This is a genomic window from Herbaspirillum sp. NPDC101396 (assembly GCF_044767365.1).
In the GTDB taxonomy this organism is placed as follows: Bacteria; Pseudomonadota; Gammaproteobacteria; order Burkholderiales; family Burkholderiaceae_D; genus Herbaspirillum.
Genome location: NZ_JBIWNT010000002.1, coordinates 788,966 through 801,083 on the forward strand (window position 1 = coordinate 788,966; position 12,118 = coordinate 801,083).

The 12,118-nt window shown below is 58.6% G+C and carries 8 protein-coding genes; 6 read left to right on the forward strand and 2 right to left on the reverse strand.

Annotated elements, in window-relative coordinates; genetic code table 11:
- Positions 1-399: 399 nt before the first annotated feature.
- Together ACIROY_RS08705 and ACIROY_RS08710 are read left to right on the forward strand one after the other, a co-directional pair.
- On the forward strand, positions 400-1,527 hold the full coding sequence (locus tag ACIROY_RS08705) for a porin (RefSeq protein WP_402274532.1): 1,128 nt from the start codon (positions 400-402) through the stop codon (positions 1,525-1,527).
- 330 nt (positions 1,528-1,857) lie between these two features.
- Positions 1,858-3,699 carry a DUF1566 domain-containing protein gene (locus tag ACIROY_RS08710; protein ID WP_402341194.1) on the forward strand — a complete coding sequence of 614 codons (1,842 nt, stop codon included), beginning with the start codon at positions 1,858-1,860 and terminating at the stop codon, positions 3,697-3,699.
- Between the two features lie 143 nt (positions 3,700-3,842).
- On the opposite strand, the gene ACIROY_RS08715 is transcribed toward ACIROY_RS08710, so the two are convergent.
- Both ACIROY_RS08715 and zwf read right to left on the reverse strand, forming a co-directional pair.
- Complete coding sequence (locus ACIROY_RS08715; protein WP_402341196.1) at positions 3,843-5,804, reverse strand: glucokinase; 1,962 nt, start codon at positions 5,802-5,804, stop codon at positions 3,843-3,845.
- Between the two features lie 122 nt (positions 5,805-5,926).
- Positions 5,927-7,402, reverse strand: coding sequence for a glucose-6-phosphate dehydrogenase (gene zwf, locus ACIROY_RS08720; protein ID WP_402274539.1), 1,476 nt, complete (start codon positions 7,400-7,402; stop codon positions 5,927-5,929).
- A 253-nt stretch (positions 7,403-7,655) separates the two neighbouring features.
- Between zwf and ACIROY_RS08725 the strand changes: the two genes are divergently transcribed.
- The 4 genes from ACIROY_RS08725 to ACIROY_RS08740 all read left to right on the forward strand — a co-directional run bounded on the left by ACIROY_RS08725 (position 7,656) and on the right by ACIROY_RS08740 (position 12,115).
- Positions 7,656-8,909: an ABC transporter substrate-binding protein gene (locus ACIROY_RS08725; protein WP_402274541.1), complete on the forward strand. Its 1,254-nt coding sequence runs from the start codon at positions 7,656-7,658 to the stop codon at positions 8,907-8,909.
- A 175-nt stretch (positions 8,910-9,084) separates the two neighbouring features.
- Positions 9,085-10,047, forward strand: a complete 963-nt coding sequence (locus ACIROY_RS08730; RefSeq protein ID WP_402274543.1) for a carbohydrate ABC transporter permease — start codon at positions 9,085-9,087, stop codon at positions 10,045-10,047.
- Positions 10,037-10,936 (forward strand): carbohydrate ABC transporter permease, encoded by a 900-nt coding sequence (locus ACIROY_RS08735; protein ID WP_402274546.1) that lies wholly within the window; start codon positions 10,037-10,039, stop codon positions 10,934-10,936. The genes ACIROY_RS08730 and ACIROY_RS08735 overlap by 11 nt, the downstream gene beginning before the upstream one ends.
- Before the next feature lie 36 nt (positions 10,937-10,972).
- Positions 10,973-12,115 (forward strand): ABC transporter ATP-binding protein, encoded by a 1,143-nt coding sequence (locus ACIROY_RS08740; RefSeq protein WP_402341198.1) that lies wholly within the window; start codon positions 10,973-10,975, stop codon positions 12,113-12,115.
- The last annotated feature ends 3 nt before the right edge of the window (positions 12,116-12,118 follow it).

Sequence of the window (12,118 nt, forward strand, 5' to 3'; positions counted from 1 at the left end):
CTGTTGTCGGCAGGCATGATTCTCCTTGCTCAAATCACCCCGCTGAAGTTTAAGTTCGTATCAGCAACATATTTAAACCAAAATGTAGTTTTAAAACTAACAATAAGTAGCAAAGCTACTTGTAGCATTAGTACACATATTCTTTGTTTCTATGGCTCGCAACTGTTGTAATTCCCAATAAATCTATAAAATCTATGTAGTTGCGGTAAAAAAATCATGGAAAATAAATTTTTAATGTGTAGAATTAAATAAAATTTTTAGTAAAACTACATAAAATGTAGAGAGGCAAAAAGAAGCGCAACCGTCACATGGCTGCGTGGAAACAATGCCCAAAAAAAAGAATTCGAGTGCAATGCTCGAAAAATAGTGGAAGTCCCCACAGCAAATTTAGGAGATGAAATGAAAAAAGCATCAAAGGTCGCATTCATTGCGAAGCCGCTCGCTATTGCTGCCGTCATGGCCGGCGCATGCGCAAGCGCTCAGGCTCAGACTAACGTCACCATCTACGGCCGTATCGACGCCGGTATCAATTATCAAAGCAACTTCACCCAACGCGATTCCACCGGCGCAGTCGTTTCCCGCGGCGGCAAATGGGGCGTTGACGGCAATGAGTGGGGTACCAGCATGTTCGGCTTCAAGGGCAATGAAGATCTGGGCGGCGGTCTTAAGGCGATCTTCACACTGGAAAGCGGTTTTGACGCTTCCAACGGCCAGGTCAACGGCGGTTCGGGTCTGTGGACACGTCGCTCGTTCGTCGGTCTGAGCGGCTCGGCCGGTACTCTGAAAATGGGTAAGGACCTGGCGATCCAAAGCGATCCGATCTGGGCACTGGATCCGACCGGCCAACAAGCGCTGAGCACCGCGACACTGGTCAAGGAACGCAACTGGCCGCAAACCAACAACATGGTCAGCTATGAAACGCCAAACTTCGGCGGCTTCACGGCAACTGTCATGCACGGCTTCGGCGAAGCTGCAGGTTCGTTCACCAAGGGCGTAGCCCCGACAACCGGCCCAACCAATATCAACAACGGCAGCCGCGACGGCATCTCGCTGGCTTTCGTGCAGCCGACCTATGAACTGCGCGCCATCTATGACGTGCAACGCGACACCAACGGTCAGTTCTCCACATTGTTTGCTTCTTCCAAAGAGCTCACACTGGGCGGCACCGTCACCATCGACAAACTGAAGTTGTTCGCCGGTTACGAAAACCTGCGCGCGCCTTCGGCAGCAGCAGGTTCGCCTGACCGCGCCAACCATTACTGGCTGGGCGCGAACTACCAGATCACACCAGCTCTGACACTGATTGGCGCGGCTTACCACGTCAACGTCAACGGCGGCGTGGGTAGCGCCAACCTGTTCGTCCTCGGTGGTAACTACAGCCTGTCCAAGCGCACACTGTTGTACGCAACCGTCGGCACAATCCGCAACAGCTCGACTTCGGACTTCTCGGTCGAGTACGGCACCAATGGCGGCGCCGTGGGTCAGAACATGAACGCGCTGTACTTCGGCGTCAGCCACTCGTTCTGATGCAAGACAAGCCCGGGATCGCGTGATCCCGGCACCGTCCTCGCGGGCATGATTCCATCGTTAATAGTCGCGATGGAATCATCCCGCGCAGGTCTGCAGCAAACGTGCTGTACTTTAGTCGGGCGGCACACGTAACGCAGAGTAGTCGTAGGTGTAGTGACATCCTGAGGAACTCCCCCTCTTGGCCCGTTCGATGTTGAGCGGGCTTTTTTATTTTCTTCCGCAAGTTTCCCGGCACTACCTTTCCTGCACCCTATGCCGTATATTCAGCGCACGGCAACAGCCGGAGCCGGCATATGACAAGGCGACATACTCGGGGGAGATGCTGTGTTGAAAAGTTATCGCAAGATCGGATTTGCATTCCTGCTTTTGGCGGCTGTTCTGCTGACGGCGTGTGCGACGACACGTCCGAAAAGTGACAAACCGTCGCTGCCCGGTGCAGAGTGGCGTACTACCCGTACCGTCAACGGGGTAAGGCAACCGGTGATGGATGCACCGAAATGGTCGTCCGAGAATGAACTCACCCTGTTGGACGATGCAACCGGTTTGCTGTGGAGCAAGAGATCGTTCGCGCTACCGGCCGACAAAACTCTCGAAGACGCCCGAAGTTATTGTGAAAGCTTGGGCTGGCCCGCGATGCAGATCCCCACGAGGCAGCAATTACAGACGCTCGTTAACTACAAATACGCCAACCCGGTCGTTGATCATGACCGTCTGCCGGGTATCCGTTCAATTCCCTATTGGACCTCGACGCCATCCGATATCAACGGCGCCGACAAGGATTCGTATTGGCTCATCGACTTCCTTGATGGGAGAAGTTTTTCCAGAAGCGCAAAGGGCAATCTGGCTGGTGTTCTGTGCGTCGCGGACTTTCACGAGGCCAAACCAGACAGTCATTACACCGACCGGGGAGGCTGGGTCGAAGACAATGCCACCGGACTGGGATGGCAAAAGCAGACGGTACAGGCCAACGACGCCAGTGCCTTGGCGGATGCCTGCCTTGGATCGGGCTTGGGTGGCAAGCGCTGGCGCGTTCCTGCGCAGCATGAACTCCTGAGCCTGGTGAGTGCAGGGCAAAGCCATCCTTACCTCGATCCGCTCTTTTCGGGCGAGCTGTCGCTGAGCAGCAGTACGGCGGACTTGCATCGCGTCGGTTCGGATTTTTATGGCGTGGACTTCCGGCGCGGAGTGACCGTCACGGGAGATGGCATGCACACGCGCTGTGTTTCCCAGTGGCCCGACAACAAGTTGACAGGGCGCACCTACGAGGGGAGCGTGTTCATCGATGCGCCCAACGTCGATGACGCAAACCGTCAGCTGCAATTGTTCGAGACGGGGCACTATCGAAAAATCCACGGAGACCTGTACATTCACGGGCCGGTTGCGGCTGTCATCCTGCCTTATCTGGAAGAGGTGACCGGGAGCATAAGCATCGACCGAAGTGTGAAAGTTCATACTGTCGCGATACCTTTCCTGACTACGCTCGGCGGGGAGCTCGGCGCCGTTGGCAATGCCGCTCTGGAGCGTCTCGTGTTTCCTGGACTTTCTGGAATTGGCGGTAGTCTGACGTTGAGCAAGAATGCCAATCTCGGCAGCAAGCAAGAGCAGATCCCCCTGGCCGACGACATTGTCGAGCCTTTCGATTTTCGTTCATTGAAAACGATCGGGGGGGACGTCAGTATTCAAGCTCACCAGCAACTCAAGATGCTCTCGATCACCTCTCCGATAGCGGTCGGGAAAAGTGTGAGCATTGGGGATAATCCGCAACTGCGGACGATCCGGATGACTTCGCTGGCTTCGATCGGTCAGTCGTGCGGACCTGGTAGCGGCGACTGCGGCAGTCTCGAGATACTGTCGAACATGCAATTGGCGTCAGTGGACTTCGCGTCGCTGAAAACCATCGTTGCAGGTTTCTCCGTACGTGGAAATCCCGAGCTCAAGGATGTTCAGGAAAGGATAGATCGCATCGATACCGAGTTGGTGGCGCAATATAATCGCAAGTTGTGCGCTCGCACGGTGCTTGATCGCATTCTCTTGCGCACCTGGAACAGCGGGCATTTTCCCGGCGGCGTCACCATTACCGACAATGATCCTGCTCCGGAATGCAAAACTGCATGTAGCGATCGGGACCATTGCACAATTCCTCACGCCAAGGCAGTGCCGCGCCGTTGAAGCAGGCGGTGGTGCTATTCAAAGAAAAACCGGCAAGCCTTGCAGGCCTTGCCGGTTTATTTTTTGTGGAGGGCCGGTGCTGCATCTGCAGTCCGCCGTCCTGTCTTCGCCGCTTGCCTGGTATTACCTGATATTGCCCGGTCTTATTTGGTGTGCGAGATCAGATTCGGTTTGTTGCCTTCGTCGCCGTGCTTTTCCACGGGATGATCGTCGGCTGCCGACACCTTGTCGCCGAGGACGTCGTGCGTCGACGCGATGTGGGCCAGGATGCCGCGCTTGGCCTGGCGCTGCAGCTCCGCGAACGGGCTCGAGCGATTCAGCGACACGCCCACCGCCAGCACATCCACCAGCAACAGCAGCAGGATGCGCGACACCATCGGGATGTGCATCATGCTGCCTTCATCGTGCTCGACCGCCAGCGTGTAGTCGGCGCGCTTGGCCAGCTGCGAATTGCTCGGCGCCAGCGCGATGATGGTGGCGCCGGAGTTCACCGCGACCTCGACCGTGGTCGCCAGGTGACGCAGGCGGCCCGAGTTGGAGATGATGACCGCGACGTCGGTATTCTTCAGCAGCGAGGCCGAGACTTCCTGCAGTTGCGGATCGGTGTAGGCGGTCGACGGAATGCCGAGGCGGAAGAATTTCTGTTGCGCGTCTTCCGCCACCAGGCCGCAGCTGCCGAAGCCGTAGAACTCCACGCGCGTGGCATGGCTCAGCACTTCGATGACCTTGCTCAGCGTGTCCGCGTTGAGGCTGTCGCGCACTTCCATCATCGCCGCGATGGTGTTGTCCACCACCTTGACGCCAACGTCCAGCGAGGAGTCGCCGACGTGGACCTGGCTGTGTGTGACAGGCACGGTGCCGGTGACGCCCGAGGCGAGTTTCAGTTTGAAATCGGCCAGACCCTGGCAGCCCATGGTGCGGCAGAAGCGGATCACGGTCGGCTGGCTGACGTTGGCGCGGCGCGCGATTTCCGAGATCGGTTCGCTCATGACCGCGCGCGGGTGCGCCAGGATCAGGCCGGCGACGCGTTCTTCGGCCGGCGAGAATTGCGAGCGCGCCTTGCGGATTCGTTCCAGGAAAGGCACGGCATTGCCGCCGCCCAGGCGTTCGGCCAGGATCGCGGCGACGCCGACGAAAGCCGGGTAGGGCGCGGTGATGACGAAGGTCGGGATCTTTTGCATGTAGGCGTCAAAACGCCCCTTGCTTTCAAAGCGCGCGCGGAAGGCTGAGCGTGCAAAGTAGTCGCCCAGATGCGGCACCACGCCGCCGCCGATGTAGATGCCGCCCAGCGTGCCGAGCGTCACCGCGACGTTGGACGCCAGCGTGCCGAGCATGCCGCAGAAGACGTCCACCACTTCCAGGCACAGCGGGTCTTTCTGATTCAGCGCGCGGTCGACGATCTGCGGCGCCGCCAATTCTTCCGGGTTCTTGACCTTGTTGATCTCGCACAGCGCCTTGTAAATCATTTCCAGGCCGGGGCCGGAGATCAGGCGTTCGGCCGAGACGTGTTTATAAGTGCGCCAGCAATATTGCAGGATAGCCGCTTCCTTTTCGTCGGCCGGCGAGAACGACACGTGGCCGCCTTCGCTGCCCAGCGCGATCCAGCGTCCTTCGCTAGGGATCAAGCCGCCCACGCCGAGACCGGTGCCGGCGCCGACCAGGCCGATCACGCCGCCTTCCAGTCCCTGGCCGCCGCCGATCTGTATGCAATGCGACTGCTCCAGATGCGGCAATGCCATCGACAGCGCGGTGAAATCGTTGACCACCAGCAGCGTATCGAGACCGAGCAGCTTGCGCGTCTCTTCAATCGAAAACGCCCAGTGATGATTGGTCATCTTGATCTGGTCGCCTTGCACCGGATTGGCGATCGCGATCGCCGCATGGTGAATGGCCGGATGTTCGTTGGTTTCCAGGTAAGCCTTGGCCGCCTGCGAAAACTCCGCATAGTCGGCGCAACGCAAGGTCTGGATCGTATCTATCTGTCCGGGAGCACGTTCCAGCGCGAAGCGCGCATTGGTGCCGCCGATGTCTGCCAACAAACGCGGACCATCCATGAAGGTGTTCGACGCGTTGTAGCTGCCATGTATGAGCGATGCTGAAGACATGTAGTGAAACTTTCCGAAAAAAAACTGTTATGCGTATCGGTGAGGCTGTGCGCGGGCTTGCTCTGCGGTGCTTTTATTTTAAGTGGGCGTATATTAGCTCGCTTTGCGCAAATCCGTGGCCATCACCGGTCTTCTGGCCAGTGCGCGCCGGCGCGCGACATCATCGCCGACGAAGCACTGGGTCCCCAACTTCCAGCAAGATAAGATTTCGGCAGCGCAGCAGTGCTCTGCCAATGGTTCAACAACGGTTCCACCCAGCGCCATGCCGCTTCCTGCTCATCGCGCCGCACGAACAGCGCGAGGTTGCCGCGAATTACATCGAGCAGCAGCCGCTCGTAAGCATCTGCTCGCTTTTGCTTGAAAGCCTGGTCGAAGGCCAGGTCCAGCGCCACCGGCTGTATCGTCATGCTGTCGCCGGGTTGCTTGGCGAAGCAGTGCAACTGTATCGATTCTTCCGGCTGCAGCCGGATCACCAGCCGGTTACTGCTCTCCACGCCTTGCGGCATCGGCAGGATCGCGTGCGGGATCGGCTTGAAGGTGATCACGATCTCCGCAGTGCGCTCCGCCAGGCGCTTGCCCGTGCGCAGGAAAAACGGCACGCCGGCCCAGCGCCAGTTATTGATCTCGGCATGCAACGCGATGAAGCTCTCGGTCTTCGACTGCGGCGCAATGCCGGCTTCCTGGTGATAGCCGCCGACGGCCTGGCCGCGCACCGCACCGGCGGCATATTGGCCGCGCACAGCGCGGGTTTCCAGGTCGTCGCGGCTGAACGGTTTAAGGGCGCGCAGCACGCGTACTTTTTCATCCCGTATAGCATTGGCATCAAGCGAAGTCGGAGGTTCCATCGCCACCATGCACAACAGCTGCAGCAAATGGTTTTGCACCATGTCGCGCAAGGCGCCGGTGCCGTCGTAGAACTCGCCGCGGCCTTCCACGCCGAGCTGTTCGGCGATGGTCAGCTGCACGTGCTCGATCGACTCGCGCCGCCACAGCGGTTCAAACAGGCTGTTGGCAAAACGTAAAGCCAGCAAGTTCTGTACCGACTCCTTGCCCAGATAGTGGTCAATGCGATAGATCTGGTCTTCAGCGAACACCCGCGCCACGGCGTCATTGATCGCGCGCGAGGACTCGAGATCGTGGCCGAGGGGCTTCTCCAGCACCACGCGGGCGTTGTCCAGCGCAATGCTGCTGGCGGCCAGGTGGTTGCAGATTGGTTCGAACAGCTTCGGCGACGTCGCCAGGTAATAGACAGTGACGGCCTGGCCGTTCAGTTGTTCGCCGAGCAACGCGTAGTCGGCGGCGCTGGTCGCGTCCAGCGCGACATAAGTAATGCGGCGCAGAAAACTTTGCCATTTGTCGGCGTTCTGATTGGCAATGCCTTCGCTGACATACAGGCCGGATTGGGTGTGAACCCAGTCAAGATACGACTCCTGATTCAACTCCTGTTTGGCGACGCAGATGATGCGGCCATCTTGATGTAATTTGCCGTCAAGATGCGCGGAGAACAGCGCGGGAAGGATTTTCCGCATCGCCAGGTCGCCTGTCGCTCCAAACAGGACGAAATTGAACAAGCACGCTTCTTCTTGAATGACTTGCATGAGATTTCTATGTAATTAAACAAAACTTATATTGCAATGTTACTGTAGCATTACTACAATTACAAGCGAGCGACGGGAGTTCGTCCTAATAATTAAGTTTATTGAGGCAATTTTTGTAGTTTTAGTAAAGTGAAGTAGAAAAGAGTGCTCTTGAAAGCACCCGCCGTACCAACAGCAAGTTCTCTTCCCCGGGGAACCAAGACCTTGCCGCGGTGCAAGCCGACGGCAATTTTTAAAACACAGGAGATAAAAAATGATGTTGAAGCACGCCATTAAAAAAAGTCTGATCGCCACCACCCTGATCGCAGCTTCCACCGTAGCGTACGCCGCGGAAGTGGAAGTGCTGCATTACTGGACTTCCGGCGGTGAAGCAAAATCGGTTGCCGAACTCAAAAAAATCATGGAAGCCAAGGGCGTGACCTGGAAAGACTTCGCGGTCGCCGGCGGCGCAGGTGAAAACGCGACGACAGCGCTGAAGGCGCGCGTCATCGCCGGCAGCCCTCCGACAGCCGCCCAGATCAAAGGCCCTGCAATTCAAGAATGGGGTCAGGAAGGCGTACTGGCCAACATCGACGCCGCAGCAACTGCCGGCAAGTGGGATTCCCTGCTGCCGAAGTCGGTCTCCAGCGTGATGAAGTATCAAGGCCACTATGTCGCCGCACCGGTCAACGTGCACCGTGTGAACTGGCTGTGGATCAACCCTGAAGTGCTGAAGAAAGCCGGCGCCAAGACTCCAACGACCTGGGATGAATTCTTCGACGCTGCAGAAAAGATCAAGAAGGCCGGCTTCGTCGCCGTTGCCCATGGCGGTCAGCCATGGCAGGACGCCACCGTCTTTGAAACCGTCGCCCTGGGCGTCGGCGGCGCCGACTTCTATCAGAAGGCGCTGGTGAAACTGGACCAGACAGCCCTGACCAGCGCCAACATGGTCAAGACTTTCGACACACTGGGCAAGATCAAGACCTACATCGACAAGGATTCCGCAGGCCGTGACTGGAACCTGGCAACCGCCATGGTCATCAACGGCAAGGCCGGCATGCAATTCATGGGCGACTGGGCCAAGGGCGAGTTCACCACCGCCGGCAAGCAACCAGGCAAGGACTATCTGTGCGTAGCAGCACCTGGCACTGACAAGTCCTATACCTTCAACATCGACTCGATCGCCATGTTCAAGGTCAAGAATCCTGATTCGCAAAAGGCCCAGCTGACTTTGGCAACCGCCATCATGAGCCCAGAGTTCCAGGAAGTCTTCAACCTGAACAAGGGTTCGATCCCGGTCCGTCCTGATATCCCACGCGGCAAGTTCGACAGCTGCGCCACCAAGTCGATGGACGACTTCGCGACATCGAGCAAGGCCAACACCCTGGAGCCAAGCATGGCCCACGGCATGGCCGTCAGCTCGGCAGCGCAAGGCGCGATGTTCGACGTGATTGCCAAGTTCATGAACTCCAACATGACTTCACAAGCCGCCGTGCAAGCGCTGGCCAAAGCAGCTAAAACTCAGTAAGCAATAAGAAGTAACCAGAAGCAGTGTAATAAGGCCTGTTCCGCAGCACGCTCCGGCGTGTTTGCGGACAGGGTATTTACGGGGCGGGCGCAGCGGTCGGGCGCCCATCATCGTGAAAGGCCGGCAGGATTGTTCGACCGGTTTCGCGATAGTTCCCCGGGTTCAGGAGACATGCATGTCCAATTCAACAGTTTCCCTGTCGTCGACCAGTTCGAACGCTGCCGGCAAGCCCGCGCGTAGAAACGGCCGCAGTGGAAAATTCGCCGCGCTGGCCGACAACTGGCTGCCGCGCCTGGTCTTATCACCGACCATCGTTTTGTCGCTGGTGTTTGTCTACGGCTTCATCGCACTCACCGGCTATCTGTCGCTGACCAATTCGCGCCTGATGCCCAATTACGAATTCGCCGGCTTCGATCAATACACCCGACTGTTCGCGCTCGACCGCTGGTGGACCGCCGCCAGCAACCTCGGCATCTTCGGCGGCCTGTTCATCCTGCTGTGCCTGGCCATCGGCCTGTTCATGGCGATCCTGCTGGACCAGAAGATCCGTGCCGAAGGCGCATTGCGCGCCGTCTACCTGTATCCGATGGCGCTGTCCTTCATCGTCACCGGCGCCGCCTGGAAATGGATTCTCAATCCCGGCCTCGGCCTGGAAAAAATGATGCATGACTGGGGCTTCGCCAACTTCACCTTCGACTGGCTGGTCAACTCCGACATGGCGATCTACACCGTCGTCATCGCCGGCGTGTGGCAGTCGTCCGGGTTTGTGATGGCGCTGTTCCTGGCCGGCCTGCGCGGCATCGACGACGCCATCATCAAGGCCGCAATGGTCGACGGTGCCAGCTTGCCGACCATCTACCGCCGCATCGTCATTCCGGCGCTGCGTCCGGTGTTCTTCAGTGTGCTGCTGGTGCTCGGCCACATCGCCATCAAGAGCTTCGACCTGGTCATGGCCCTGACCGCAGGCGGACCCGGCACCTCGTCGGACTTGCCGGCGATTTTCATGTATCAGTTCTCCTTCACGCGCGGACAACTCGGCCTCGGCGCCGCGTCCGCCGTGATGATGTTGGCGACCGTGCTGGCCGTGCTGGTGCCTTTGATGTATCTGGAAACGAAAGGAACCCGCAATGGCCGTTGATACCTTCGCTCCCAAAGGGGGCCCGAACCAGGAGCGCAAGCCGCTCACCATCGGCCGCGTGCTGATCTACATCCTGCTGGTGCTGGTGGCGCTGTACTACCTCGCGCCGCTGTACGTGATGATCACCACCTCGCTCAAGTCGCTCGACGAAATCCGCACCAGCAACCTGCTGGCGCCGCCGATGGCGCCGACGGTTGCAGCCTGGGGCAAAGCCTGGGATACAGCTTGCACCGGCGTCGACTGCGGCGGCCTCGCGCCGTTTTTCTGGAACTCGATCAAGATGACGATTCCGGCCGTGCTGATCTCGACCTTGATCGGCTCGCTCAACGGCTACGTGCTGGCGCACTGGCGCTTCCGTGGATCGGAGGCGTTGTTCGCCGCACTGATGGTCGGCTGCTTCATTCCGTTCCAGGTGGTGATCCTGCCGATGGCGCGCCTGCTGGGCATGTTCGACCTGGCCAATACGACGCCGGGCCTGATCTTCGTCCACATCGTCTACGGCATCGCCTTCACCACGTTGTTCTTCCGCAACTACTACGTGACCGTGCCGGAAGAGCTGGTCAAGGCGGCGCGCATCGACGGCGCAGGATTCTTTCTGACCTACCGCAAGATCATCTTCCCGCTGTCGCTGCCGATTTTCATGGTGTGCTTCATCTGGCAGTTCACGCAGATCTGGAACGACTTCCTGTTCGGTGTGGTGTTCGGCGGCTCGGATGCAAAGCCGGTCACCGTGGCGCTCAACAACCTGGTCAACACCTCGACCGGCGTGACCGAGTACAACGTCAACATGGCGGCGGCGATCATCGCTGCGCTGCCGACGCTGCTGGTGTATATCCTCGCTGGTAAATACTTTGTCCGCGGCCTGACAGCAGGCGCCGTCAAGGGTTAAGCAGTTCAAGACAAGAATTCATGGAGAAGTAAGAGAATGGCAAGCTTATCAATTCGCAACGTACGCAAGGTTTACCCGAACGGTAACGAAGTCCTCAAGGGCATCGACCTCGAAATCGAAGACGGCCAGTTCCTGATCCTGGTCGGCGGCTCCGGCTGCGGCAAGTCGACGCTACTCAACATGATCGCCGGACTGGAAAGCGTGTCCGAAGGCGAGATCATGATCGGCGACCGCGTCGTCAACAACGTCGCCCCCAAAGAGCGCGACATCGCCATGGTGTTCCAGTCGTATGCGCTGTATCCGACCATGACCGTGCGCGAAAACATTTCCTTCGGCCTCGGCATCCGCAAGATCCCCAAAGCCGAACAAAAGGAAATCGTCGAGCGCGTCGCCAACATCCTGCAGATCACCCATCTGCTGGATCGCAAGCCGGCACTGCTGTCCGGCGGTCAACGCCAGCGCGTCGCAATGGGCCGCGCGATTGCACGTGATCCGTCGCTGTTCCTGTTCGACGAACCGTTGTCGAACCTGGACGCCAAGCTGCGCGTCGAAATGCGCGCCGAAATCAAGCGCATGCACCAGCGCCTGGGCAGCACCATCGTCTACGTCACGCACGACCAGATCGAGGCGATGACCCTGGGCGACCGCATCGCCGTCATGAAGGACGGCGTGGTCCAGCAATTCGGCAGCCCGCAAGAGATTTACGACTCGCCGAGCAACCTCTTCGTGGCCGGCTTCATCGGCTCGCCGTCGATGAACTTCCTGCGCGGCAAGCTCACCACCGACGGCTCCGCTCCCGCATTCGAGCTCGACCACGGCGGCCGCAAGACTTTGCTGACCCTTCCGCTGAACGGCCACACCGATGCCGTAGCAAAATGGGTAGGCCGCGACATCGTCCTTGGCATCCGTCCTGAACACGTGACCGACGCCATGAGTGCGCGCAACGGCGACCCGCTGAGCACCACCGGCAGCTACCGTCCGACCGAAGTTGACTGCACCATCGAACTGACCGAGCCGACCGGCCCGGACACATTGGTGGTGGCGCGCTTCAACGATGCGCCGGTGACTTGCCGTACGCATCCGCGCGCAGGGGCCTTGCCGAATGAACCGTTGAAGCTGGCGTTTGATCTGACCAAGGCATTGTTGTTTGATCCGGCTTCGGAGCAGAGGATTGCCTGAAGT